This is a genomic window from Sinosporangium siamense (assembly GCF_016863435.1).
GTDB classification, from domain to species: domain Bacteria; phylum Actinomycetota; class Actinomycetes; order Streptosporangiales; family Streptosporangiaceae; genus Sinosporangium; species Sinosporangium siamense.
The window spans coordinates 14,339-38,421 of the sequence record NZ_BOOW01000032.1; the positions used below are offsets into that span (position 1 = coordinate 14,339).

The 24,083-nt window shown below is 70.6% G+C and carries 23 protein-coding genes; 15 read left to right on the plus strand and 8 right to left on the minus strand.

The annotated features are described in order from the left end of the window. From Ssi02_RS25195 to menC, 6 genes are all read left to right on the plus strand, one after another. On the plus strand, nt 1–960 hold the full coding sequence (locus Ssi02_RS25195; RefSeq protein ID WP_239129629.1) for an ABC transporter permease: 960 nt from the start codon (nt 1–3) through the stop codon (nt 958–960). Continuing rightward, a complete protein-coding gene (locus Ssi02_RS25200; RefSeq protein ID WP_204029929.1) occupies nt 957–1,751 on the plus strand; it encodes an ABC transporter permease in 795 nt (264 codons plus the stop codon). Before Ssi02_RS25195 ends, Ssi02_RS25200 begins: the two co-directional genes overlap by 4 nt. Continuing rightward, nucleotides 1,748–3,508 carry a dipeptide ABC transporter ATP-binding protein gene (locus tag Ssi02_RS25205; RefSeq protein ID WP_204029931.1) on the plus strand — a complete coding sequence of 587 codons (1,761 nt, stop codon included), beginning with the start codon at nt 1,748–1,750 and terminating at the stop codon, nt 3,506–3,508. The genes Ssi02_RS25200 and Ssi02_RS25205 overlap by 4 nt, the downstream gene beginning before the upstream one ends. Nucleotides 3,509–3,641: 133 nt before the next feature. Next, nucleotides 3,642–5,207, plus strand: a complete 1,566-nt coding sequence (locus Ssi02_RS25210) for a PucR family transcriptional regulator (protein WP_204029933.1) — start codon at nt 3,642–3,644, stop codon at nt 5,205–5,207. An 81-nt stretch (nt 5,208–5,288) separates the two neighbouring features. Further along, a complete protein-coding gene (locus Ssi02_RS25215; RefSeq protein ID WP_204029935.1) occupies nt 5,289–6,119 on the plus strand; it encodes a GNAT family N-acetyltransferase in 831 nt (276 codons plus the stop codon). Beyond that, complete coding sequence (menC, locus tag Ssi02_RS25220; protein WP_204029937.1) at nt 6,116–7,225, plus strand: o-succinylbenzoate synthase; 1,110 nt, start codon at nt 6,116–6,118, stop codon at nt 7,223–7,225. The genes Ssi02_RS25215 and menC overlap by 4 nt, the downstream gene beginning before the upstream one ends. A 525-nt stretch (nt 7,226–7,750) precedes the next feature. Here the strand turns inward: menC and Ssi02_RS25225 are convergent. Together Ssi02_RS25225 and Ssi02_RS25230 are read right to left on the minus strand one after the other, a co-directional pair. Next, nucleotides 7,751–8,740 (minus strand): GvpL/GvpF family gas vesicle protein, encoded by a 990-nt coding sequence (locus tag Ssi02_RS25225; RefSeq protein WP_204029939.1) that lies wholly within the window; start codon nt 8,738–8,740, stop codon nt 7,751–7,753. Next, on the minus strand, nt 8,737–9,099 hold the full coding sequence (locus Ssi02_RS25230) for a hypothetical protein (protein ID WP_204029941.1): 363 nt from the start codon (nt 9,097–9,099) through the stop codon (nt 8,737–8,739). The genes Ssi02_RS25225 and Ssi02_RS25230 overlap by 4 nt, the downstream gene beginning before the upstream one ends. A gap of 508 nt (nt 9,100–9,607) precedes the next feature. Between Ssi02_RS25230 and Ssi02_RS25235 the strand changes: the two genes are divergently transcribed. Beyond that, nucleotides 9,608–10,411 carry an SAM-dependent methyltransferase gene (locus tag Ssi02_RS25235; protein ID WP_204029943.1) on the plus strand — a complete coding sequence of 268 codons (804 nt, stop codon included), beginning with the start codon at nt 9,608–9,610 and terminating at the stop codon, nt 10,409–10,411. Between the two features lie 164 nt (nt 10,412–10,575). On the opposite strand, the gene Ssi02_RS25240 is transcribed toward Ssi02_RS25235, so the two are convergent. The 3 genes from Ssi02_RS25240 to Ssi02_RS25250 form a co-directional block, all read right to left on the minus strand. Continuing rightward, on the minus strand, nt 10,576–11,253 hold the full coding sequence (locus tag Ssi02_RS25240; RefSeq protein WP_204029945.1) for an MBL fold metallo-hydrolase: 678 nt from the start codon (nt 11,251–11,253) through the stop codon (nt 10,576–10,578). 262 nt (nt 11,254–11,515) lie between these two features. Next, entirely contained in the window at nt 11,516–12,748 is a 1,233-nt protein-coding gene (locus Ssi02_RS25245) for a sensor histidine kinase (RefSeq protein ID WP_204029947.1), read from the minus strand. Further along, nucleotides 12,745–13,401 (minus strand): response regulator transcription factor, encoded by a 657-nt coding sequence (locus Ssi02_RS25250; RefSeq protein ID WP_204029949.1) that lies wholly within the window; start codon nt 13,399–13,401, stop codon nt 12,745–12,747. The genes Ssi02_RS25245 and Ssi02_RS25250 overlap by 4 nt, the downstream gene beginning before the upstream one ends. Before the next feature lie 233 nt (nt 13,402–13,634). Here Ssi02_RS25250 and Ssi02_RS25255 point away from each other — a divergent pair, with 233 nt between their 5' ends. From Ssi02_RS25255 to Ssi02_RS25290, 8 genes are all read left to right on the plus strand, one after another. Next, on the plus strand, nt 13,635–14,171 hold the full coding sequence (locus Ssi02_RS25255) for a hypothetical protein (RefSeq protein WP_204029951.1): 537 nt from the start codon (nt 13,635–13,637) through the stop codon (nt 14,169–14,171). Nucleotides 14,172–14,182: 11 nt separating this feature from the next. Next, nucleotides 14,183–15,307, plus strand: coding sequence for an efflux RND transporter periplasmic adaptor subunit (locus Ssi02_RS25260; RefSeq protein WP_239129634.1), 1,125 nt, complete (start codon nt 14,183–14,185; stop codon nt 15,305–15,307). Next, nucleotides 15,304–16,008, plus strand: coding sequence for an ABC transporter ATP-binding protein (locus Ssi02_RS25265; RefSeq protein ID WP_204029955.1), 705 nt, complete (start codon nt 15,304–15,306; stop codon nt 16,006–16,008). Before Ssi02_RS25260 ends, Ssi02_RS25265 begins: the two co-directional genes overlap by 4 nt. Continuing rightward, on the plus strand, nt 16,008–17,222 hold the full coding sequence (locus Ssi02_RS25270) for an ABC transporter permease (RefSeq protein ID WP_204029957.1): 1,215 nt from the start codon (nt 16,008–16,010) through the stop codon (nt 17,220–17,222). The genes Ssi02_RS25265 and Ssi02_RS25270 overlap by 1 nt, the downstream gene beginning before the upstream one ends. A gap of 222 nt (nt 17,223–17,444) precedes the next feature. Continuing rightward, nucleotides 17,445–18,065 carry a pentapeptide repeat-containing protein gene (locus Ssi02_RS25275; protein WP_204029958.1) on the plus strand — a complete coding sequence of 207 codons (621 nt, stop codon included), beginning with the start codon at nt 17,445–17,447 and terminating at the stop codon, nt 18,063–18,065. A 165-nt stretch (nt 18,066–18,230) separates the two neighbouring features. Then, the gene (locus tag Ssi02_RS25280) at nt 18,231–18,383 is read left to right on the plus strand and encodes a hypothetical protein (RefSeq protein WP_204029960.1); all 153 of its coding nucleotides are present in this window, start codon (nt 18,231–18,233) and stop codon (nt 18,381–18,383) included. A gap of 272 nt (nt 18,384–18,655) precedes the next feature. Continuing rightward, nucleotides 18,656–19,237 (plus strand): hypothetical protein, encoded by a 582-nt coding sequence (locus tag Ssi02_RS25285; protein ID WP_204029962.1) that lies wholly within the window; start codon nt 18,656–18,658, stop codon nt 19,235–19,237. A 319-nt stretch (nt 19,238–19,556) separates the two neighbouring features. Beyond that, nucleotides 19,557–20,171, plus strand: coding sequence for a hypothetical protein (locus tag Ssi02_RS25290; protein ID WP_204029964.1), 615 nt, complete (start codon nt 19,557–19,559; stop codon nt 20,169–20,171). A gap of 167 nt (nt 20,172–20,338) precedes the next feature. Here the strand turns inward: Ssi02_RS25290 and Ssi02_RS25295 are convergent, their stop codons facing one another. The 3 genes from Ssi02_RS25295 to Ssi02_RS25305 are packed head-to-tail and all read right to left on the minus strand — an operon-like array spanning nt 20,339 to nt 23,944. Then, the gene (locus Ssi02_RS25295) at nt 20,339–21,532 is read right to left on the minus strand and encodes a M20 metallopeptidase family protein (RefSeq protein WP_204029969.1); all 1,194 of its coding nucleotides are present in this window, start codon (nt 21,530–21,532) and stop codon (nt 20,339–20,341) included. Next, nucleotides 21,529–22,665, minus strand: coding sequence for an amidohydrolase family protein (locus tag Ssi02_RS25300; RefSeq protein ID WP_204029972.1), 1,137 nt, complete (start codon nt 22,663–22,665; stop codon nt 21,529–21,531). Before Ssi02_RS25300 ends, Ssi02_RS25295 begins: the two co-directional genes overlap by 4 nt. Next, a complete protein-coding gene (locus Ssi02_RS25305) occupies nt 22,655–23,944 on the minus strand; it encodes a glutamine synthetase family protein (RefSeq protein ID WP_204029975.1) in 1,290 nt (429 codons plus the stop codon). The genes Ssi02_RS25300 and Ssi02_RS25305 overlap by 11 nt, the downstream gene beginning before the upstream one ends. Nucleotides 23,945–24,083: the final 139 nt, after the last annotated feature.

The window sequence follows — 24,083 nt, forward strand, 5'->3', positions numbered from 1 at the left end:
GTGGCGATCCTCGCCTTCCTCGGCCGGCGCCTGCTGGCCGCGGTGCTGTTGCTCGGCGTGCTCTCGGTGCTCACCTTCGGCCTGCTCGCCGCCTCGCCGGGCGGGCCGGAGCAGGTGCTGCTCGGCGGACGCCCCTCCACTCCGGAGACCAGGGCCGCCATCCGCGCCGAGTATCACCTGGACGATCCGTTCCCGGTGAGATATGCCAGGTGGCTGGGCGACGTGCTGAGCGGTGACTTCGGCACGTCGATCGCCTATCGCGAGCCCGTCGTCAACATCATCGCCGAACGACTGCCGATCACCGCCGGCCTCGCGGCTTATGCCGTGGTCATCACCGTGGTGGTGGGGGTGCCGCTCGGACTGATCGCCGCGATCCGGCGGGGCGGCACGCTCGACCAGGGCATCACGGCCACGTCCCTGATCGCGCTCGCGATCCCGTCGTTCGCGCTGAGCATCCTGCTGTTGTACGGCTTCGCCGTCGCCCTCGGCTGGTTCCCCGTCTTCGGCGTCGGCGAGACGCCGATGGAACGCATCGTGCATCTGACGCTGCCCGCCGTCGCGCTCGCGAGCGCGCAGACGGCGATCGTGGTGCGGCAGATGCGGGCCGCCGCGCTCGACCTCGACCAGCAGGACTTCATGACGTTCGCCAAGGCCAGGGGGCTGGCCCGGCCGACCGTCTGGATCGCTTACGCGCTGCGCAACGCCGCGCTGCCCGTGCTGACCGTGGGCGGGCTCATCCTCGCCGCGAACCTCACCGGGGCGCTCTTCGTCGAGCAGGCGTTCGGGCTGCACGGCCTCGGCTCGCTGCTCGTCGGCGCCGTCGGGCAGAAGGACATCCCCATCGTGCAGATGCTCGTCCTGCTCAGCGGCGCGATCGTGGTCGTGGTGAACCTGCTGATCGACCTGGCCTACCTGGCGGTCGACCCGCGGGTGAGATACGGCGCGATGGAGGCCGCATGAGAGCCGTACTGATCACCGTCCTGGCGCTCGCCGGCCTCGCCGCACTGGTCGGCGACGCCGTCGCGCCCCACGATCCCGCCGCACAGAACCTCGTGCTCGGTGCCGTCGGACCGAGCGCCGACCACTGGCTCGGCACCGACGAACTCGGCCGGGACGTGTTGTCCCGGCTGCTGGCCGGCGCCGGAAGCGCGCTGTTCTGGCCGGTTCTGGTCGCCGTCGGCACCACTCTGCTCAGCACCGCTCTCGGGCTTTACGCGGGATATCGCGGCGGCTGGGTCGACTCGCTCATGATGCGCGTCGCCGACCTCGCCATCGCGATGCCCGGCATGCTCGTGCTGATCGTGCTCGTCGGCGTGATCGGCGGGGGGTACGGCTGGGCCGTGCTGGCCATGGCCGTGTTGTTCACGCCCGGCGACATCCGCGTCGTGCGCAGCCTCACCCTGGCGCAGCGCCAGATGGCTTACGCCGAGGCGGCTTACACGCTGGGACTGCGCCCCTCGCGCATCATGTTCCGCCACCTGCTGCCGAACCTCGCCCCGACCGTCGTCGCGAGCGCCCTGCTCAGCTTCGTGGCCGCCCTGGTCTCCCTGGCCGGGTTGTCCTTCCTCGGCATCGGCCTGCCCGCCGGCACCCCCGACTGGGGGCTGATGATCGAGGAGAACCGCGGGCTGCTCGACCTCAACCCGCTGGCCTCCATCGCGCCCGCGGCCCTCATCACCGTGGTCGCCTCGGCGGCGACGCTGCTGGGCGACCGGCTGTTCGAAACCATGTCCGAGGGAGGCGCGAGGTGACCCTCCTCACCGTGACCGGCCTGACCATCACCGGCCGGCACCTGCTCGTCGACGACGTCGACCTGACCGTCGCGGCGGGGGAGACCCTGGGGCTCGTCGGCGAGTCCGGCAGCGGCAAGTCGCTCACCGCCCGTGCCGTCGCCGGACTCCTCCCCAAAGGGCTGACGGCCACCGGCTCCGTCCTCCTGGGCGACGGTGCCGGCATGCAGTTGATCGGTGCGCGGGAGCGTGTGCTGCGCTCGGTGCGCGGCAACCGGATCTCGCTGCTCATGCAGGACCCCTTCACGATGCTCAACCCCCTGCGCACCGCGGGCCTGCACATCGCCGAGTCCCTGCCGAAGCGCCCCCGCGGCGGCACCCTGCGGGAGGAGGTCGTGCGCCGCCTCGCCGAAGTCGGCATCGACGACCCCGCCGTAGCCGACCGCTACCCGTTCCAGCTCTCCGGCGGCATGCGGCAGCGCGTCGCCATGGCGGCGGCCCTGGCCGGCGACCCCGAACTGCTGATCGCCGACGAACCCACCACCGCCCTCGACGCCACCACGCAGCACGAGATCCTCATGCTGCTGCGCAAACTCCAGGAGGCACGCGGCATGGGGGTCGTGCTGATCACGCACGACCTGCGAGTGGCGTTCGAACTCTGCGACCGCGTCTCGGTCATGTACGCCGGCCGCATCGTCGAACGCGGCCCCGGCGCGCACGTGGCCAAGGAACCCGCCCACCCCTACACCTCGGGGTTGCTCGCCGCGCTGCCGTCGGTGACGCGGACCCTGCCCGTGCTCACCGGCATCCCCGGCAACGTGCCGCCGGCGGCGGAGGTGACCGAGGTGTGCGCCTTCGCCGCTCGCTGCGGCCAGGCCACCGCCGAGTGCACCAAGGCCAGGCCGGTCCTGCGCGAGCTCGGCGCGGGCCGGCACACCGCCTGCCTGCACGAGGTGCGGCCAAGGAACGATCACGCCCCCGAGCCGGCTCCCGCCGTACAGACCTCAAGGCCGTTTTTTACGGCAGAGCCCGGTGAGCCTCTCCTCCGGATCGAGGACCTGCGCAAGGCGTATGGCACGCACGTCGCGCTCGGCGGTGTCGCCCTTGAGGTGCGGGCGGGGGAGAGCGTGGGCGTCGTCGGGGAGTCCGGGTCCGGCAAGACCACCCTGTCCCGCTGCGTCCTCGGCCTGGTCACTCCCGACGGCGGCCGTATCGAGCTCGCCGGGGAGGACATCACCCCGCGCGGGAGGCGCACCCGCGCCGCCCGGGCGCACCGCCTGGTGCAGTGCGTCTTCCAGGACCCCTCGACCTCGCTCAACCCCGCGCTGACCGTCGGTTCCACCCTGGCCGAGGCGGCGGCGCAGGGCCCGGCCGAGGGGCGGTTGTCCGTCGCCGACCTGCTTGACCTGGTAGGTCTGCCCGCGGCGTATGCCGTCCGGAAGCCCCGTGCGCTCTCGGGCGGCGAACGGCAGCGGGTGGCCATCGCGCGGGCTCTCGCCGTACGCCCCGCGTTGCTGATCTGCGACGAGCCGGTGGCGTCGCTGGACGTGTCGGTGCAGGCGCACGTGCTGGAACTGCTGCGCGGGGTGAGCCGGGATCTCGGCACGAGCCTGCTGTTCATCACCCACGATCTCGCGGTGGTCAGGCAGATCGCCGAACGCATGGTGGTGCTCTTCAAGGGGGCGGTGGTGGAGTCGGGGGAGACGGCGGGACTGCTCGACCGGCCGCGGCACGACTACACGAGGAGACTGGTGGCCTCTGTGCCCCCGACCCCCTGATCAAGCGAGCGCTACAGCATTTCGTACTGGTTTGTAATACTTCAGTGTCTAGTGGGCGAAGTGCCAGAGTAGAGAGCCTTACCGATATGGACGACCAGCCGCGCCGCTCAGCCGCGCACCCTGTGAGGGTGTCATGACCGTGCGCGGGCGTGTCACCCTCGGCGTGCTGATCGACAGCCTCGGGCCCGACGTGGTGCGGGTGCTCTCCCTGCCGCGCGGCAGGGAGACACCGGTGGGCGCGCCCGTGATCTACGACCCCGAGGACACCGCCAAGAACCTCGGCGACGCGGTGCTGCTGGTCGCCGGCCGTCCGTCGGCCGAGCTGCTGGCCCGGGCCGGTGAGGCCGGTGTCGCGGTGGTCGTGGTCAAACCCGGCGCCTGCGACACCGACGCCCTGGCGGAGGCCGCCCGCGCCGCGGGCACCGCGCTGCTGGCCGCCACCCCCGACATGTCGTGGGGCCAGCTCTACACCCTCGTCGACGCCCTGCTGGCCCTCGTCGCCCCCGCCGAGGACCTCAGCGCCTCCCCGGCCGCCGACCTGTTCGCGCTGGCCAACCAGGTGGCGATCCGCGTCGGCGGGGCCGTCGCCATCGAGGATCTCGCGATGCGGGTGCTGGCCTACTCGACCGTCGAGGGCCAGCAGATCGACGAACTGCGCCGCGAGGGCATCCTCGGCCGCCGGGTGCCCGAGCATCCCACCAACACCGAGGAGTACACCGCGGTGCTCCGCGCCGACGGCGCGGTGTGGAGTTATCAGCCGATCGAGTTCTTCCCCCGCCTCGCCATCGCCGTCCGCGCGCACAACGAGGCCCTCGGCACCATCTGGGCCGTGCAGGCGGAGACCCCGCTCGCCCCGGACGCCGCGGAGATCCTCGCCGAGGCCGCCCGCGCCGCCGCGCCGCACCTCGCGAAGATCAACCTTGCCGCCGACGAGGCCCGCCGCCACCGCGACGAATGCGTCGGCAGGCTGCTGCGCGGCATCGGCCCGATCAGGGAGCTCGCCACCTCCTTCGGGCTGCTGCCCGACGAACCGCTGTCGGTCGTCACCGTGGGGTCCCACAGGCGCCCGGCGGACACCTTCGCCGCCACCCACACCGGCGACCTGCTGCGCACGGCGTACACCTCCTACCGCATCCGCGCGGCGGCGGGCGCGGTCGACGGGCACGCTTATGCGATCGTGGCCGCCGACGCCGCCCTCCCGCTGCTGCGCCGAGTCACGGCCGACACGCTCGACCGGGCCGCCGACCGGCTGGGCGGGCATTGGCGGGCCGGCGTCAGCCGTACCGTCTCCTCGGTCGCGCTGCTCCCTACGGCGGCGCGGCAGGCGGAGGAGGCGCTGCGCACCCTCTGCGGCCCCTTCGCCACAGCACGGGTCGCCGGGCACGAGGAATTGTCGGCCACGATGTTCCTCATGGACGTCGACGCCGCCGTGCGCGGCAAACAGTCGATGTACGGCGAGCCGCTGCGCCTTATCGCCGAGCACGACCTGAAGCACGGCACCGACTACATCCGCAGCCTGCGGGTCTGGATCGCGCTCCACTTCGACGTGCCGAGGGCGGCAGAAAGCCTGTCGCTGCACCCCAATACGCTGCGCTACCGGCTGCGGCGGATCGGCGAGATGATCGACCTCGACGACCCGGACACGCGTCTGGTGCTCGCGCTCCAGTTGCGGCTCAACGACGCCGCGGGCATCGATTAGCAGCGGCGCCACAAAAGGCGGCGGCCGAAGTTCGGCGTTTTCGCCAAGGCGGCGCCTCGTCGTCGGCGACATGCTGTGGGCATGGTCGAACTCCTCGCCTCGGCTGCCGCCGGGGTCAGCATCCGATCCCTCCGCGGAACGCCCGGCCTCCAGGCCGCCGACCGGCTTCTGCGGCGCGTCTGGAACATCCAGCCGGGGGAGGATCCGCCGATGGCCCTGGACGTCATGTGCGCGCTGGCCCACACCGGCGGCTACATCGGCGGCGCCTACCTCGGGGACCGGTTGGCCGGGGTGTCCGCCGGGTGGCTCGCGGCGGGCGGGACCCTGCACTCGCACGTGGCCGGCGTGGCGCCCGAGGCACAGGGGAGGGGGGTCGGCAACCTGCTGAAGGCGCACCAGCGGGAGTGGGCCGCCGAACGCGGGCTCACCGCCATCTCGTGGACCTTCGACCCGCTGGTACGGCGCAACGCCTACTTCAACCTGGTCAAGTTGCGGGCCTTCGCCGTGGACTATCTCCCCGACTTCTACGGGCCGATGAGCGACGGCATCAACGACGGCGACGTCTCCGACCGGCTCCTCGTGCGCTGGCCGGTGGTTCCCGCCAGTGGCGGCGTCTCAGGCGGCGCCTCGGGCGGCGCCTCGGGTGGCGTCTCGGGTGGCGACGAGCTGCTCGCCGGCTCCGAGGTGATCGTGGACGAGGCGGGAGCCGTACTCAGTGCCGGGAACGCGCCGCTGCTGCGCTGCGCCACCCCCGCCGATGTGGAGGGGCTGCGCCGGGACGACCCCGCGGCGGCCAGGCGATGGCGGGCGGCGCTCGGCACCGCGCTGAGCGGGGCGCTCACCGGCGGCTATCGGATCACTGGCTTCACCCGCTCGGGGTGGTATTTGCTTGCACGTGGAGATGTGTCATGAAACTTCAGGGTGTGGAACTCCGCACGGTCGCCCTTCCGCTCGTCACCCCCTTCCGCACCTCGCTCGGCACCCAGACCACACGTAACGCGCTGCTCGTGCGTGTGGCCACCGACGAGGGCGAGGGATACGGCGAGTGCGTCGCCGAGGACGAGCCGACCTACTGCCCGGAATACCTGGAGGGCGCGGCCGACGTGATCCGCCGCTTCTTCCTGCCCGCGCTGTTCGCCCGGGGCGACCTCGACCCCGCGGCGGTCGCCCCCGCGCTGCGCCACCTGCGCGGCCACGTGATGGCCAAGTCCGCCGTCGAGATGGCGGTCCTCGACGCCTGGCTCACCGCCCGCGGCGTCTCCCTCGCCACCCACCTCGGCGCGGTACGGCGAAGCCTCGCGGTCGGCGTCTCCGTGGGAATCGCCGAGACCCTCGACGACCTATTGGACACGGTCGACAAGCACCTCACCACGGGATACGCCCGGATCAAGCTCAAGATCGAGCCGGGCTGGGACCTCGCGCCTGTGCGGGCCGTGCGGGAGACCTTCGGCGCCGACATCATGCTGACGGTCGACGCCAACACGGCCTACGAGGCGGGCGACATCCCGCACCTGGCCAAACTCGACGCCTACGGGCTCACCCTCATCGAGCAGCCCTTCGATCCCGACGACCTGGAGGCCCACGAGCGGTTCGCCGCCCGGATCGGCACCCCCGTGTGCCTGGACGAGAGCATCACCTCGGTGCGTGACGCCGCCGAGGCCATCCGGCGCAAGGCGTGCTCCATCATCAACATCAAGCCCGGTCGGGTCGGCGGATATCTGGAGGCACGCCGCATCCACGACCTCGCTCAGGCGAACGGGGTGCCGGTGTGGTGCGGGGGGATGCTGGAGACGGGGCTCGGGCGCGCGGCCAACCTGGCCCTGGCCGCTCTGCCGGGGTTCACGCTCCCAGGGGACATCTCGGCGACGGCACGTTATTACGAGAAGGACATCACCGCACCGTTCGTCCTGGTGGACGGTCGGCTGGACGTGCCGGCCGGGCCGGGGCTGGGGATCACCCCGTTGCCCGACAACCTTCAGGAACTCACCACAAATGTGGAGTGGATTCCCGGCCGCTGACAGCGTTTGCGTCTGGAACTGCCGTGCAGCAGGGCATCGCCCGTGGCGGAGCGGTCTTCAACCGGCTCGAAGGCGCGTGGTGTCACGACGCGGCAGGATTCCCTTTAGTCTTCCGCCCCCCGGTGATCCTGCTGCACTGAAAGTCCTTTTGGTCGTCTGCCCCCGGTGATCCTCCCGCGCTGATCTCCGGGGGCAGGGCTTCGGTCTCCGCCACCCCGGCGGTCCCTCTCCGTGGGCCCCGAGTGGCGAAGGCGGGCTCCGGCCCGCGGCGGGTGGTTCGGCGAGGTCGCACAATCCGTGCCTCCGGGCCACCCGCCGCCGGACCGCGAACCGGGACCGGCTCGTCACCTGTGCACCGGTGACGAGCCGGATCACCCGGGCGACCCGCGTCCGATCGGCCACTCCCCAGTGCCGACACTCCGCCGTGGCACCGCGGCGGTTCTTGTGCGGCGATGGGGCCGGCAAGAAGGGCCGAGGCTATTCGGCGGTGGCGGTCCGGGTCGCCCGGGTGAGCTTTTCCACCCTCTATGACCAGGCGCCGACCCCCTGCCTCGGCACCGTGACGAAGTCGTAGGGCGCCAAGGGGCCGAGCAAGCGCAAGTGAATGCGTCCCGACCACTTCGCGGCGAACTCGTCCACCACCTGCTTCACCTCGGGCAGCCTGTGGTTCTCCACCAGCAGGGCCGCGTGGACGGCGTCCTGCTCATGCGTGGCCTCCCGCTCGACGAGCGAGACGCACAGCGGAGCGAGGATGCCCAGCAGCGCCTGCGTGTGCGTGGCACGCTTGGTCATCAGCGCGTGATAGACGATCTCGCCGAGCCTGATGCGTTCCGCCCGGGTCGTGGCATCCGGGGTGCCGTGGATCTGCTCACGCAGCTGAACCGCCTCGGGGGTCTCGTCGAGAACCTCCTGCAGCACGGCGTGTTCCACGAAGCGGCCCTTGACCACAAACTCCGTGCGCCCCCGCAGCTCCGTGAGCGCGGTGAAGAACTCGTCGTGGTGAGGCGCCAGCAGTTCGTCGACGATGTCCAGCGGGCTGCGCATCACCGCGCCGAACCGCAGCGGCAGCACCGGAACCTGGATCGAGGTCTCGTCCAGCAGGCGCTCGTGGGCCAGCAGGTCGTCCGGCGTGCCGATCGGGCGTTCGAGCTCGATCTCACTCACCAGGGCGCCGATCTGGCTGTGCCGTACGATGCCCACCCGGCCGCGGGCGGCGGGGGCGATCTGCACCTGTGAGGGCACGATCCCGTAGACGTAGCACGCCGTGCCCGGGTTGATCAGTGAGCCTTCCTCGGCGGTGCGCGGCGTCTCCTCCGGCCGGTCGAAGGTCCGGTCGGTCAGGCCGGGATCGGGCAGGGTGGGGTCGGGGACGGGGGATCCGCCCGTCTGGCCGGAGGGACGGGGCTGGTTGGGCACGTCGAAGGATCCGAGGTCGTGCCTGTGGGTCGAACCGCTGACGTTCGGGTCGTATTGGGGCGAACCGCTGACGTTCGGCTCCTGTGCCGGACCGGTCATCGCAATCCCCCCTCACGCCTTTGCGCCGCGTCCCTCTCGCGGTCGGACTCGTCGGTGTCGATGTTGAAGAACTCGCGCACCTTCTGCCCGACGGTTTCGAACATGCTTTGGTCGTCGTTCCCGGTCTCGTTCATGTCGTGGGCGTCGCCCAGCCGGTCCACGGCGTCGGCGAGGCGCAGGTAGGTGGCCTCGCCGCCTTCGGAACCGGTGACGGGGACCAGCAGGTCGACACCGATGAGCGACCGCCTGACGTACGTGTCGATGGTGAGTCCCTTGACGAGAACCGTGTCGATCACGTCGGCCGGTCCCGGCAGGGACGGTCGCTCGGCCACTGTGCTGATGGTGGGCCGTTCGGTCATTCTTTCCCTCCTCGTCATCCTCCTCGTTGTCACGCGAGCCGATAAATGACGTCATCTTCACGGCCGCCGCCCGACCGCCCCGGGCCGGGTCGTGCGACCTGGGACGCACGATCCGGCCGGCGCGGCGTCTCGGCCGTCCTCCGGAGGAAGACCGAGGCCCGAACGGCTCCGCGCAGCCCTACCCGCACCTAAGGGGAGGAAACGCATCTCGTGCCTTGCCGGGGTGTCCCCTGTCCCGGCTCGGTCTGCTCGATCGAGGGGAACGGGACAGGTCGGCCGGGGGAGGCCGCCTGTGGAAGGGGCGGCCTTCTTGGGAGACGACGCAGTTCCGCAACTGGGGGTTACGGGTACTTGTGGTGTGGTTTGACCAATTTTGTAGGCCTGAGGGGTGGGTTTCGCAACCAGAAAGTCATCCGAAAGGAGGTATTTCCGCAACTTGTGCTCGACTTATGATCACGAGCAGTGCTCGGAACGGCTGGAGGGGGCCCTCGTGGTTGATAAAGCGGATATGTCCGGCAAAGCGGACAGATGGGCGAACAGTATCGACACAACCCGGCCGAGCATCGCCCGCGCATATGACGTCGTACTCCGAGGCAAGGACAACTTCGAGGTCGACCGCGCCTTCGTCGCCGAGATCGCGAAAGTGGTTCCGGAGATCTTCGACGTCGCGACCTACAACCGCCAGATCCTGGGCCGCGGCGTACGCTTCATGAGCAGCGCGGGAATCGACCAGTTCCTCGACCTCGGCTCGGGCCTGCCGACCATCGAGAACACCCACCAGGTCGCCCAGCGAGCGAGACCCGGCTCACGCGTCGTCTACGTCGACAACGACCCGATGGTGCTCGCTCACGGACGCGTCTTCCTGGAGGAGAACGACGACACCGCCGTCGTCACCTCCGACCTTCGTGAGCCCGCCGCCATCCTGAACGACGAGGCGGTGCGGCGCCTCATCGACTTCGACCGCCCCGTGGGCGTCATGCTCGTCGGCATCCTGCACCACCTCCACGACAGCGAGGACCCGAAGGGCATCGTCGAGGCATACATGGCCGCCGTGCCACCGGGCAGCCACCTGTTCATCACCCACTTCTGCGCGTCCAGCCAGGACTCCCGCGACGCGGAGGAGAAATACCTCGCCCTGCTCGGCACCGGCCGCTTCCGCACCCCGGAGGAGATCACGGCCTACTTCGACGGCTTCGACCTCCTCGACCCCGGCGTCGTGCCCCTCCCCCTCTGGCGCCCGGACACCCCGGTGCAGGGTGAACTGACCGTCGGCCACCGCCTGATGTACGGCGGCATCGCCAAAAAGCCCTGAGAGTACGGCAAAGCCACACGTCGTGCCGTGACTCGCGAGATGGCCGGCATCCTCATGGAGAGGTGGCGGAAAGAGCGGCACCGCCGCCACCTTCGGTTCCCTGATGCGCATCTCCCGCGAACCGGCGACCAAGAGGACACAGGCAATGGCCGCCGAAGCGGTCTCTAGAGCCAGTCGCTCTCCGGAGTCGCGGCCCGCAGCACGGCCGATGCGTCCGAGGTGATCGGATCGCCGTGCGGCACGCAGACGATTTCGGGGTCAAGATCCACGAGACGGCGGAAGGAGGCGACGGCGTGGTCCCGGTCGATGTTGAAGGGCCCCAGTATCGCCCGCCCCTCCGCGGTGGCGATGATGTCGCCCGGGAACAACAGGGCGCTGCCGGGCAGGTGCAACGCGATGCTGCCCAGCGTGTGCCCGGGAACATGGACCACATGAACGGGTTCGCCCCATCCGTCGAGCGAGTCACCGTCGTGGAGCTCGACATCCACCGGGACATACTTGAGCGGCGGCGAGTCGGCCTTCGCCCACCCCTCGGTGATCCGCCGGTGCAGCTCATCCTCCGCCGGTGTGTAGGCGGGCGTCGGCTCAGGCACGTCCCCCCTGATCACCGGCGCGTCCAGCACCCCGGCGAAAACCCGCGCCCCCGTGACCGCCACCAGATCCGCGGCGGCCCCGGCATGATCGATGTGCGAGTGCGTCAACACGATCTGCCGCAAGTCCTCCGGCCCCGCGTCGAGTTGCGTGAGCGCGTCGAGCACGGCGATGGCCGACCCGGGCACCCCCGTGTCCACGACCGCATATCCATCGGCCAGCCGCTTGAAATAGACATGCCCCACAGGCATCGGCAACTGCCAGACAGTGGACGTGATCTGCGTTAGAGCCATATGCCGACGCTAACCAACACGGCCCCCGGAGCCCGACAGCCCGGGTTAAGCGTTCGGTGAAATGTGTAAGCGCCCGATCAACCCCGCTGCTTCGCTCGCGCGATGTGCAGCAGCGCCTCACGCGCCCGCCGCGCGTCCGTCGTTCCGGCTTCGCCGTACTCCGGAGAAGCACGCGATCATCATGGCGGACCGCATGCCGGAGATCCGGGGGTGGGGTGGGCTATTCGGCTTCGAGTGCCATGGCGTGGTGCCTCGGTAGCACGACGACGACGCTGAGGCCGCCGTCGGGGCGGGGGTAGGCGTCGACCTTGCCGCCGTGGGCCGCGGCGACCGAGCGCACGATGGAAAGGCCGAGGCCGACGCCTTTGGCGGTGTAGAGGCGGTCGGTGTTGAGGCGGCGGAAAGGCTCGAAGAGGCCGGGCACGTCGTAGGGCGCGATGAGGGGGCCGCTGTTGTCGACCCGCACCTCGACCTGGTCCTCCGAGAGCACCCGGCTCACGACGCGGACGAAGCCCTGATCGCGCACATTGTGGCGGATGCCGTTCTCCACGAGGTTTTGCACGAGGCGTTCGAGGAGGACGGGGTCGCCCAGTGTGAGGGCCTCGCCGGGCGACTCGTAAAGCGTCACGCTCACTTTGCCCGCCTCGGCGGCGGCGTGCGCGATCACGTGTGTGGTGACGTCGGCCAGGTCGACGGGCGCACGTTCGCCGAGTTCGTTCTCGGAGCGGGCGAGCAGCAAAAGCCCGTCGATCAGCCGCTCGTGCCGGGCGTTGATCTCCATGAGGGTCTCGCCGAGCTGCACCAGGTCAGGTGAGGCGGTCCTGCGGTGCATGGCGACCTCGACCAGGGCGCGGCTGAGGGTGAGCGGGGTGCGCAGCTCGTGGGAGGCGTTGGCGACGAACCGGCGCTGACCGTCGAAGGCGTGGCTGAGCCGCTGGATCATGGTGTCGAAGGTGTCGGCGAGCTCCTTCACCTCGTCGTTGACGCCGGTCAGGGCGATGCGTTCGTGGAGGCTGCGGTCGGCCGCCATCGCGATGCGGCGGGCGGTGTCGGTGACCCGGTGCAGGGGTGCGAGCACCCGCCCGGCGATCAGCCAGCCGAGACCCACGGCGACCGCGCTGACGATCACAAGGGCGATGCCGCCCTGGGTGAGGACCGCGTTCGCGGTGTCGGTGCGTGCCGTCTCCTGCTTGCGGGCGAGAACCCTGGTGCTCTCGGGGCCAGAGAGCAGGCCCTTGTCGATGTTGAGATGAGGGTCGGAGATGCGCATCGGACCGGACGGACCGGCGGTCTGCACGAAACTGATCAGGTCGGGAATGCGCGCCCCGACCATGAGATAGGTGGCCCCGATCATCACCAGTCCCGAGGCGACGAACAACGTGCCGTAGACCAAGGTGAGCCGCAGCCGCAGGGTGGGCCGCAGGAGGCGGCGGCGGGGGCGGGCTCTGCTCATGGGATACGGTAGCCGACGCCGATGAGCGTTTCGATGAGCGGCGGATCCCCGAGCTTGCGGCGCAGCTTCAGCACGGTGATGCGCACGGCGGCGGTGAAGGGGTCGGCGTTCTCGTCCCACACCTTCTCCAGGAGGTGCTCGCTGGAGACGGCGGCGCCGTCGGCACGCATCAGCTCGGCCAGCACGCCGAACTCCTTCTTCGACAGGTGGATATAGCGCCCGGCCCGGAAGACCTCCCGCCGGGCGAGATCCACGATCAGGTCGCCCCGGCGCACGACGGGGGGTACGGCGGGGCGGGATCGCCGGCCGAGCGCCTGCACGCGGGCCGCGAGCTCGGGGAAGGCGAACGGCTTGGTCAGATAGTCGTCGGCGCCGATCGACAACCCGGTCACCCGGTCGTCGACCTCGCCGGAGGCGGTGAGCATGAGCACCCTGGCGGGCGCCTCGGAGGCGATGAGCGAACGGCACACGTCGTCGCCGTGGACCCCGGGCAGGTCGCGGTCGAGCACCACCACGTCGTAGTCGTTGATGCCGAGGCGGCTGAGCGCCTCGTCGCCGTCGAGCGCCACGTCGACCGCGTGGGCCTCCTCGCGCAGCCACTCGGCGATGGCGGCGGCCAGCAAGGGCTCGTCCTCGACTACCAGCACCCTCATTGTCGCCCCTTTTCCCCGTTTGCCCCACGCGATCTTGCGGACCTGCGGCAGCCACCCCGTGTACCGCCCCGCATATGGTGCCTCACCTCGCGTTTCGCCGCTGTTAAGCCCGGCCCTGGCCGAGATTCAGGCCAGGCTCCCGGCGCGGAAACACTGGGGAAACCTCCCGCCTAGTTGACTCCCGGCTAGTGGTGCGGCGTCCGCCGTACCACTTTCTGCGAGGAGGACGAACGATGCAACGGCGATTCCTCAAGTGGGCCGCCGCGATGCCGGTGGCCGCGGTGGTGTTGCTGGCCTCGGGGTGCGGCTCGGAACCGACGAACACCGGGGTGGCCTCGGCGGGCGGCGGCACCACCGCCACGTCGGGCGCGGCGCCCGCCGCCGCCGCGAGCCTGAGCCCGCATGAGCGGGGGCTCAAGTTCGCCCAATGTATGCGGGAGAACGGCGTGCCGATGGACGATCCGGAGCCCGGCGGCGGCATCAGGCTGAACGTCCAGGGCATCGAAAGGTCCACCGTGGAGGCCGCGCAGCAGAAGTGCCAGGAGTTCGCGCCGCAGGGCGGCCAGGGCGGTGGCCCCGGCGGCAACCCCCAGATGGCGGAGAACCTGGCGAAGATGGCCAAGTGCATGCGTGACAACGGCGTCGAGGCGTTCCCCGACCCCGAGGGCGGGATGATGCGCATCACCCCCGAGATCGGAGAGGACCCCGACTTCCCCGCGGCGCAGAAGAAGTGCGAGGCGAACCTGCCGCAGCGCGCTCCCGGCTCCTGATGGGAACGCCCGTGACGAACAAGGAGATCGGCGGGGCACCCGCCGAGCCGCACGGAAGGCGGGCCCGCCCCAAGGGCCGGCGGGGATGGCTCGCCGCCGCAGCGGCGGCGGTCGTGGTGGCGGTCGCCGCGGGCACCGTCTACGCCCTCGGCCTGGGCGGGAGCGAGGAGGCCGCCGGCAACGCGACCCCGCTGCCGCCGGCGACCGCCCAGATCACCAAGGAGACCCTGCGCGACACCCAGACCCTGGACGGCGAGCTCGGGTACGGCCCCACCACCGCGGCGATCAGCCGCATCAACGGCACCGTGACCTGGCTGCCCGACAGCGGCGACGTGATCAGACGGGGGCGTTCGCTCTACCGGATCGACGACAAGCCGATCGTGTTGATGTACGGCACGCTGACGGCCTACCGGGACCTCGCGCCCGGGGTCGAGGGGCGTGACGTCAAGCAGCTGGAGAGCAACCTCAAGGCGCTCGGCTACAGCGGATTCACGGTGGACGACGAGTACGACTGGGAGACCGCCGAGGCGGTCCAGGAGTGGCAGGAGGATCGCGGCCTGGAAGAGACGGGCCGGGTGGAACTCGGCCGGGTCGTCTTCCGGCCCGGCGCGGTGCGGGCCGAAGGCGTGGAGGCCGTGGTGGGCCAGCCCGCCCAGCAGGGGCGGACGCTGTTCACCTACACCGGCACCAAGCGGGTCATCACCGTCGTGATGGACGTCGACGACCAGCGGATGGCCAAGAAGAACGCGAAGGTCCAGATCGAGTTGCCAGACGGCAAGGAGGTCAAGGGCAAGATCGACGAGGTCTACACCGTGATCGAGGCGGCCGACGGCAGCCCCGACTCCGAGGACGAGACGAAGATCGAAGCCATCGTCTCGATGACGAACGGAAAGGCGGCGGCGGGGCTCGACGCGGCGGCGGTGGACGTCGTCTTCACGGCCTCCACGAAGAAGAACGTACTGACTGTGCCGATCTCGGCGCTGGTCGCCCTGTCCGAGGGGGGATACGGCGTCGAGGTGGTAGCCGGGGGAACCAGTCGTTTCGTTCCGGTGAAGACGGGGTTGTTCGCCGACGGCAAGGTCGAGGTCACCGGCGAGGGTCTCGCCGAGGGCATGACCGTGGGAATGCCGCAATGATCAGGTTGTCGGAGGCCACCAAGGTCTACGCCGGAGGTGTGCGTGCCCTCTCCGAGGTATCGCTGGCCATCGAGCCGGGGGAGCTCGTGGCGATCGTGGGGCCCTCGGGGTCGGGCAAGTCCACCATGCTCAACATCCTCGGCACCCTCGACCGGCCCACCTCGGGCAGCGTCGTCATCGACGGCTACGACGTGTCCACGTTGTCCGACCGGGAGTTGTCCGCGCTGCGGGGCAGCCGCATCGGCTTCGTGTTCCAGCAGTTCCACCTGTCGGCCGGCCTGTCGGCCCTGGACAACGTGGCCGACGGGCTGCTCTACGGCGGGATCTCCATGGCGGAGCGCAGGCGGCGGGCGGAGGCGTCGCTGCGGAGAGTAGGCCTGGGCCACCGCATCCACCACCGGCCGCACGAGTTGTCCGGCGGGGAGCGGCAACGTGTGGCCATCGCCCGGGCGGTGATGGGGGATCCACCGCTGCTGCTGGCCGACGAACCCACCGGCAACCTTGACTCCACCTCGGGGGCGGGGGTGATGACGCTGCTGCGAGAGCTCCACGCGTCCGGCACCACCGTGGTGATCATTACGCACGACAGGGAACTGGCCGACGGGCTGCCCCGGCAGGTACGGATGCGCGACGGGCGCCTCATCGAGGACTCCGGCACACCCGGCTCCGCCGTACCCCTCTCCGATCCGGTGGTGAGGTGATGGCCGCACTTCCACGCCCCCGGCTGTCCCCGCCCCGCATGCGGATGCGCGACATCGTGCGGGTGGGCGGCATCGGGTTGCGCACCCGGCCGATGCGGGCGTTTCTGTCGGGGCTCGGCATCGCCATCGGCATCGCGGCGATGATCTCCGTGGTGGGCATCTCGTCCTCGTCGCAGGCCCAGCTCGACCGGCAACTCGCCGCGCTCGGCACCAACGTGCTCAGCGTCACCCCCGGCACGACGATGTTCGGGGAACAGGCCAAGCTGCCCGTCGAGTCCGAGGCGATGATCGACCGGATCGGCCCCGTCACCGACGTGACGGCGGTCGGCAAGCTGTCCGACGACAAGGTCTATCGCTCCGACAGGATCCCGGTCGCCGAGACCGGCGGCATGGCGCCCTTCGCGGCCCGGGTCAACCTGCCCGACGTCATCGGCGCCACCGTGCGCAGCGGCACCTGGCTCAACGGGGCGACCGCCAAATATCCCGCGGTCGTACTCGGCGCGACCGCCGCGAAGCGGCTCGGCATCACCGGGGCGCACCCGGACCAGAGCATCCTCATCGGGAAGACGTTCTTCACCGTCGTCGGTGTGCTCGACGAGGTCGCCCTGGCCCCCGAGCTCGACTCGGCGGCGCTGATCGGGTGGGAGGCGGCGGCGACCTACCTGGGCTTCGACGGCCACTCGACGAAGGTCTACACGCGGTCGCAGGAACAGCACGTGGAGAGCGTCAGGGACGTCCTGGCCGCCACCGCCAACCCGCAGGCGCCCAACGAGGTCGACGTGTCCCGCCCCTCCGACGCGCTGACCGCCAAACGCGCCGCCGGCGAGGCCTTCACCGGCCTCCTGCTGGGGCTCGGCGCGGTCGCGCTCCTCGTGGGCGGGGTGGGCGTCGCCAACACCATGGTCATCTCGGTGCTGGAACGCCGTGCCGAGATCGGTCTGCGCCGCGCCCTCGGGGCCACGCGGGGGCAGGTCCGCACGCAGTTCCTGGCCGAGTCGCTGCTGCTGTCGGCCATGGGCGGGCTCGGCGGGGTGCTCCTCGGGGCCGTGGTCACGGTCGGGTACTCCGTCTACCAGGGCTGGCCGTTCTCCGTGCCGACCTGGGCGATCGCGGGGGGCCTCGCCGCCACGCTCTTCATCGGCGGCCTCGCCGGGCTCTACCCGGCGGTGCGCGCGTCCCGGCTGTCTCCTACCGAGGCGCTGACAGCCCCTTGACGGGCCGACCTGGGAGAGGATGTCTGGGGGGACGTCCTTTCTCAGGTCGGTCCAGGCTTTTATCCGCTTCCGGTACGGCGGAAGCCGGGAAGGCGGTACGGCGGAAGCCAGGCTGGACGTGGCCCTCCCCTTGTCCGTAGGCGACCATCGGAAGAGAGCCACCTTGTGGGAGGTGAGGCTCTACGATGAGGAAATCGAACGTGGCATCGAATGGGAGGGCTCATGGCCGAACGCCTGCACGGAGTGCCGAGGCCCGAGACCGTGACGACCGTCTCCCATGAGGACTGGGACGTCGAGGACCTGTCGGGGCAGCGCCACGAGCACGTGGCCTTCGACGACGTCAGCATGATCGAGGCGGTGAGCACGGGGGCGGTCTTCTACGAGTGCACGTTCAGAAACGTGCGGTTCAACGCCTCCGAGCACAACGACACGGCTTTCCTCAACTGCACGTTCAAGCGGTGCAGCTTCTTCGACGCCGCCTTCACCGGGTGCAAGGTCGTCGGCAGCATGTTCGACGGGTGCACGTTCGACCTGCTCAAGGTGACCGGGGGCGACTGGTCGCTCGTGTCCCTGCGGGGCGCGCCGCTAGGCAGTGCGACGTTCACCGGGGTGCGCATGCGCGAGGCCGACCTCAGCGGAGTGCGCGGCGAAGGGGCGACGTTCCGCGACGTGGACCTCGGCGGCGCCCTGCTGCACGGCGCCGACCTCACCGGCGCCGACCTGCGCGGAAGCGACCTGTCCTCCCTCGACCCCCTAGCCGCGCGCCTCAAGGGCGCCAAGATCGACACCCTCCAGGCCACCGTGATCGCGAGCGCGCTGGGGTTTGAGGTTCTGCCTTCCTGAGGTCACGCGCTCCCGCCTCCAGGCCACTCAGGCCGGCCTGGACTTCCAACCCCCGTAACCCCGCCGATCAAGTCTCTCTGCCGGGCACGAATAGCGGGAAGCCGGCGGCCTCGGCCTTGTGGAAGACTCCCGTGCGTGGACCGTTGCAGCGGTGGCGGCCGTCGCGTGACCACCGACCGGATCGAGGCAGCGTTGGGGACGGCGATCCTGCTGGCCGAACATCTCGGCTACAAGGAGCTGGTCCGCGACGTCGAGCTCCAGCTCCACCGGCACAACCTGACGATCCCCGGCGATCAGTCCGCTGCCGACACCGAGTGACCCGCTTCTTAACCGGGGAGCCAGGGACAATTATCGATGCTGTTAGCCAAACGTCCTTATCGGCGGATCAAGGTGGCTTTGCCGTAAAAAATAGTAAATATGAGTTGTGTGTGATCAGCGGTGTGACCTGCGGGGATTTCTTTATTACGGCAAGGGCCTGAAAAATGGCCAGTCATCCGGCAGACTTCACGGGCGCGGGCACTGAGTGCATTTCCCCACTCGCCAATCCTTCCTTTATGCCCGTTATTCGTAGATGCTGGAGGCATTCAACCGTGAACGCTGCCAAGGTGCTGCTCGTGACACCTGCCCTGGTCCTCGGGCTTCTCGCCCCGGCGGCATCCGCCACCGCCGATTCCCGGCTCACGGGCAAGCCCGCCGCCCCCCGTTGCGTGCCGCCGAAGGTCGCGCCGCAGTCCGAGGAGGACCGTCCGCCGCTGGGGCACGACGCGGTCAAGGGTTTCCGGGTCGGCCACCTGCCGAAGGGCTTCAGCCTCGGCATGCCGACGTCCGGGGGTAAGGGTGCGGTCAAGGAGTACGGCTACGCCTGGACGGACGGGCGTCCCGACGCCGACCCGCTGCGCAGGGCGATGTGGTTGCGGGTGGTGTGCTGGTCCAAGGCCGCGACGTTGGGCCATCTCAAGAGGCTTCCGGTCACGCTCGGGCCGCTGGCGAAGGGGGTGCGGGGTGTGACCGTCGGCGGGCGGAAGGTGTGGACGAAGGTGGGCGGCGGTGCTCTCGGGCCGGGGCGGTATGTCGGGTGGCTGGACCGTCCCGGGCGGGTGGTGACGTTGATGGTGAGTCCGGCGCTGGAGCGTGAACTGCCCGCCATCGTCAAGGGGATCGTGGCGAAGTAGCCGCAGGAGCCGACGCCGCCGCCGTCCTGGGGACGGGGGCGGCGTTGTGGTGTTACGGGCCTGATGAGGTTCCCATAAGCCTTCCCGCTCGCCGATATCGTGCATCACCTGCAATATCGTGAAAGGGGTTGATAAGAAGAGCAGAGCGATTTGAGCATGCCTTAAGATTCCCGCCGGATGGGACATTTCCTGATTTTCTGTGAAACACTCGATAGGGCTGAAAAATGCTGTCTAATGGTGCACACTTCACGATTACCGGTGGTGGGCAGCGGGCGTCGTATGTCCACCACCGCTCATAATCGATCATGGAGGAAACACCGTGAAGGCTGCCAAATCCCTGCTTGTGGCTCCCGGCCTCCTGCTGGGGCTGGTCGTCGCCCCGCAGGCATCCGCGACCGGCGCCGGCAGCACGGCCGAGTCGGCAGAGGCCGCCGTCGCGGCCTGCTCGGCGAAGGCGTTCCCCCGAGGCGCCGCGGCCAAGCTGGACAAGCCGGCTAAGGGCGCGGCCGCAGCCGTGCCGGGTGTCACGCTCCGCTACATGCCGAAGGGCTTCACCCACGGCAAGGCCTCATGGACGAAGGCGGCGGGCGTGAAGACCTACGGCTACACGTGGAAGGGCGGCGACAAGAACACCCACAGCCGCCGCGACGCCGACACCGACCGGGACCTGTGGGTGCGCGTGATCTGCTGGCCAGGTGGCAAGAAGCTGACCGACCTCAGGAGGCTTCCCGTCACCGCGGGCAAGTTCACCAAGAACTCCGGCTACATCACGATCGGCAAGCAGAAGGTGGCTGTCACGGAGACCAGCGGAGCCCTCGGTGTGGGCCGCATGGTCGGCTGGGTGGCGCGTCCCGGCGTGATCGTCACTGTGAAGGCGAGTGGTTCCCTGGCCCGCGAGCTCCCGCACATCGTGCAGAGCGTCCGCGTGAGCTAGCGCAGGACCACTCGCCCCGCTCCGCCGCCGCCCGCGCCACCCCCCAGCCGTCCACCTCGCTCCGCAGCCCCCCGCGCGTGCGAACCGGACGAGCCCCGCGCGGGCGGCGGCGAGCCACTCCTCCAGCTCGGCTGGAGAACGCCGCCAGGCCCCGACCGGCAGCCTGGTCAGCCCAGGTCCGCCGCCGCCACGTAGCCCGCGAGCATCGCGAGGGCGACGTCCCGCACCGCCTCGTCGCCGGGCAGGAAACGCCCGCTGTGGAGCCTGGCCTGCGGGCCGCCGTCCACCCCGACGAACATCATCAACCCCGGCAAAGCCTCCGCCAGATAGGAGAAGTCGTCCGCCCCGAACGACGTCAGCGGCCGGGATACCGTCAACCCCAAAGCCGTAAGAAACGTGCCCGCACGGGTGGCGAGTGCATGGTCGTTGTCGAGGACCGGTTCGCCGCGGGTGATCTCCACCGTGGCGCGGCAGTTGTGGGCGCGGGCGACCAGATCGGCCACCTCACCGAGCCGGGTGTGCACCTGGTCGCGGATGGAGGGGCGCATCGACCGCAGGGTGCCGCTCGCGCGGGCCTCGTCGGGCACCACGTTGGGGGCGCTGCCCGCCGACAGCGTGGACACGCCGAGCACCGCCGAGCTGGTCGGGTCGACGTCACGGCTGACCACGTGTTGCAGCGCCACCACCACATGGGCGAGCGCGAGCACGGGGTCGCTCGTCAGATGCGGATAGGCGGCGTGACCACCCCGCCCCCTCACCACCAGGTGGAACTCGTCGGCGGCGGCGTTGACCGTGCCGGGGGTGGCGGCCACCTGCCCCCGCGCCAGGGTCGGCTGCACGTGGGCGCCGACGATCGAGGTGATCTCGTGGTCGCGCAGCAGCGGCGACTCGGCGATGTCACGCGCCCCCGACGGATAGGTCTCCTCCCGCGGCTGCAACATCGCGACCAGCGGCACGGTCCCGGGGGTCGCGTGTACGGCACGGCACAGCGCGACCAGTGCCGCGAGATGCACGTCATGCCCGCAGGCGTGCATGCGGCCTGGCCGGTTCGACGCCCACGGCACGCCGGTCTCCTCGGTGACGGCGAGCGCGTCGAGTTCGCCCCGCACGCCCACGGCCGGGCCCGGGCCGCCGACGCGAGCGAGCGCGCCGGTGCCGCCGACGGGGTCGACCGTGCCGGCGACGCCGGCGAGCTCGGCGAGGAGCAGGTCACGTGTGGGCCCCTCCGCACCGGACAGGTCGGGCGCGGCGTGCAGCCTGTGCCGGAGCCCGACCGCCGCGGGCAGCTCACGCTCCAGAGCCGAACGCAGGGACGCCAGCAGGGTCGTTCCCCCCTCCACGGACGCGGCGGTCGCGGTCATGCCGCGCCCTCCAGCCGGTAGACGCGCGACGCGTTCTCCACGCCGATCACGACGGCTACACGCACCGCGTCGGCCTCGGTCCACTCACCGGCGTCGACCCAGCCCCGCAGCACCCTGGCCAGCCCGCGCCGGAACAGGTGCGCCCCCAGCATGTGCAGCTCGGCCGGCCCCCACGCATCGGACGAGAAAAGCACCTTGGCGAACGGCGCGAGCTCCAGCGACTCGGCGATCAGCGCGTCTGACCGGCTCCCGGTGTAGTTGATCCCGAGTCCGACGTCGAAGTAGACGTGCGGGAACACCTGCGCCAGATATCCGGCGTTGCGCTGATAGGGATAGCAGTGCAACAGCATGACGTCGACGCCGTGCGGCTCGACCAGCTTGAGCCACCGGGTCAGCAGCAGCGGGTCACAGTGGTGCAGCTCGACGTCCGGGTCACCGTACCCGGTGTGCAGTTGCAGCGGCAGGCCACGCTCGACCCCCGCCCACAGGCCGAACCGGAGCAGCGTGGGGTCGTCCACGCGGGTGCTCCCGCTGGCGAGCCACCGGCCCGCCGCCTCGACGACCTCCCGCTCGGCAGGCGGCGCGGGGTCGAAGGCGAAACCGTGCCTGTAGGCCACGATGCTCTTGAGCCCGATGGCCCCGGCGCTCTGTACGGCGAGAGCCTCCCGGAACCGGTCGGGAAAGCCGGCCGCCGAGACACCGGAGGCGGCGACGTCCTCCATGACCTTCTCGATGCGCACCACCTCGTGCGCGGGCCGCGCCGAGACCTCCGCCATGCCGGCCGGGCCGAGCACATCGTCCCCGCGGTAGCCGGTCTCGATCAGCCACCTGCCGGTGCCGGAGGCCGCGAGCAGCCGCCGGTTGACCTCGGCCGGGCCGAGGTCGGCGCGGCGGGCGAGGTAGTCCTCGGGGGAGGCGTGCGCGGGAAGGCCGAGCACGGGGGAGCACCAGCGGCGGATGGCGAAGCCGATCTGCGAGTCGAACTGGGTCATGAATTCCGGGATGGGCCGGTCGGACTCGGTCACCAGGGTCTCGAAATCGACGCGGCCGAGCGGGCCGGTCCAGGCGCCGTGCACGTGGTGGTCGACCAGGGGGAGGCCGGCGATGGTGCTTTCCAGCACGTCAGTAGACACCGGCCACCTTCTCGCAGAGCTCGGCCGCGGTGAGGCCGGAGACGGCGGCCAGCTCGGCCTGCCGTACCACCGTGAACGTGTCGATCAGCTCGCCGGGGAACCAGCTTCGCGCGACGTCGTCGGCCTTGAGGGCGTCGAGAGCCTCGGTGAGGCTGCCCGGGATGGAGGGTTCGCCGGCGAGGTCGGCCTCCGTGGCCGCTTCCGGCCACACGTGGGCCGGTTCGCCCGCGGCCAGGCCCGCGAGACCGGCCTTGACCAGCACCCCGAGCACCAGCCACGGGTTGGCCGTCGCGTCGGCCGCGCGGTATTCGAGGTGGAGCTGCCCCGCAGGGTCGGCGCCGCCGATGCCCACGGTGGGCGCGATGCGCAGGAGCGCCTCGCGGTTGCGGTCCGCCAGGAACGCGCCCCCGACGCTCCACCGGTGCGGGGTGAGCCGCAGGTAGGAGACCGGGCTGGGCGCGGTGAGGGCGACGACGGCGCCCGCGTGGCGCAGGATGCCGGCGGCGAACTTCGCGGCGAGGGGGGACAGGCGGCCGGGAGCGCCGGCGTCGTACATCACGGGCTCGCCCTCGGCGTCGTATAGCGAGAAGTGCACGTGCACGCCGTTGCCAACCCCCGCCGGGTCGGCGATCGGCGTGAAACTCACCGGCAGGCCGCGGCGTGCGGCGAGGTCGCGCACAAGCTCGCGCAGCAGGATGGCGCGGTCTGCGGCGACCAGGGCGGGCGCGGGGCACAGGGTGACCTCGAACTGCCCCGGGCCGTATTCCGGCAGCCAGCACTCGGGCTCGAACCCGGCGGCGGTGAGCGCGTCGACGAGGTCGCGGCCGAAGGGCTCGGCGGCACGCAGCCGCTGAAACGAGAACGGGGGATGCCCACTTTGACCGCCGAGGAGAAACTCGTGCTCGAACGAGGCGCGCACGTGGAGCCCGGTGGCGGCGCGGAGCTCCTCGAGCGCGCCGATGAGGAAGGCGCGGGGGCAGCCGGGCCACGGGGTGCCGTCGAGGCCGGTCTGCCCGGCGAGGTAGACGCGGGTGCCGGGCGTGTCGCCGTCGGCGGGGATGTCGAGGGAGGCCGCCGGGTCGGGCAGCAGCCGCAGGTCGCCCACCGAGCCGAAGCCGTGGCCGTCGGCGATGGCGCCGAAGCCGGTCATCGCGAGGTTGGCGGGCACCCATCCGACGCCGGTGCGCAGCACCTGGTCGTGCCGTGCCGCCGGGACGCTCCGGCCGCGCACCTGCGCCGCGAGGTCGCACGTCGCGACGAAGACGGTGTCGCTCGTCATCGGGGTCCTTTCCGGATGCAGTGCCGCTCAGGATGAAACATCTGATTCAGGTGTCTCATTGCTGAGTCGCGCCGAAACATATCATGCACCCGATCGGCCGACGGGCCGCTACGGGGAGTGGTCGGTGCGGCAGGGCGGG

What these genes read in the sequence shown, in the direction of transcription:
- Ssi02_RS25200 (WP_204029929.1), top strand. Translation starts at nt 957, where the DNA reads ATGAGAGCCGTACTGATCACCGTCCTGGCGCTCGCCGGCCTCGCCGCA.
- Ssi02_RS25210 (WP_204029933.1), top strand. Translation starts at nt 3,642, where the DNA reads ATGACCGTGCGCGGGCGTGTCACCCTCGGCGTGCTGATCGACAGCCTC.
- Ssi02_RS25215 (WP_204029935.1), top strand. Translation starts at nt 5,289, where the DNA reads ATGGTCGAACTCCTCGCCTCGGCTGCCGCCGGGGTCAGCATCCGATCC.
- menC (WP_204029937.1), top strand. Translation starts at nt 6,116, where the DNA reads ATGAAACTTCAGGGTGTGGAACTCCGCACGGTCGCCCTTCCGCTCGTC.
- Ssi02_RS25225 (WP_204029939.1), bottom strand. Translation starts at nt 8,740, where the DNA reads ATGACCGGTCCGGCACAGGAGCCGAACGTCAGCGGTTCGCCCCAATAC.
- Ssi02_RS25230 (WP_204029941.1), bottom strand. Translation starts at nt 9,099, where the DNA reads ATGACCGAACGGCCCACCATCAGCACAGTGGCCGAGCGACCGTCCCTG.
- Ssi02_RS25235 (WP_204029943.1), top strand. Translation starts at nt 9,608, where the DNA reads ATGTCCGGCAAAGCGGACAGATGGGCGAACAGTATCGACACAACCCGG.
- Ssi02_RS25240 (WP_204029945.1), bottom strand. Translation starts at nt 11,253, where the DNA reads ATGCCTGTGGGGCATGTCTATTTCAAGCGGCTGGCCGATGGATATGCG.
- Ssi02_RS25245 (WP_204029947.1), bottom strand. Translation starts at nt 12,748, where the DNA reads ATGAGCAGAGCCCGCCCCCGCCGCCGCCTCCTGCGGCCCACCCTGCGG.
- Ssi02_RS25250 (WP_204029949.1), bottom strand. Translation starts at nt 13,401, where the DNA reads ATGAGGGTGCTGGTAGTCGAGGACGAGCCCTTGCTGGCCGCCGCCATC.
- Ssi02_RS25255 (WP_204029951.1), top strand. Translation starts at nt 13,635, where the DNA reads ATGCAACGGCGATTCCTCAAGTGGGCCGCCGCGATGCCGGTGGCCGCG.
- Ssi02_RS25265 (WP_204029955.1), top strand. Translation starts at nt 15,304, where the DNA reads ATGATCAGGTTGTCGGAGGCCACCAAGGTCTACGCCGGAGGTGTGCGT.
- Ssi02_RS25270 (WP_204029957.1), top strand. Translation starts at nt 16,008, where the DNA reads ATGGCCGCACTTCCACGCCCCCGGCTGTCCCCGCCCCGCATGCGGATG.
- Ssi02_RS25275 (WP_204029958.1), top strand. Translation starts at nt 17,445, where the DNA reads ATGGCCGAACGCCTGCACGGAGTGCCGAGGCCCGAGACCGTGACGACC.
- Ssi02_RS25295 (WP_204029969.1), bottom strand. Translation starts at nt 21,532, where the DNA reads ATGACCGCGACCGCCGCGTCCGTGGAGGGGGGAACGACCCTGCTGGCG.
- Ssi02_RS25305 (WP_204029975.1), bottom strand. Translation starts at nt 23,944, where the DNA reads ATGACGAGCGACACCGTCTTCGTCGCGACGTGCGACCTCGCGGCGCAG.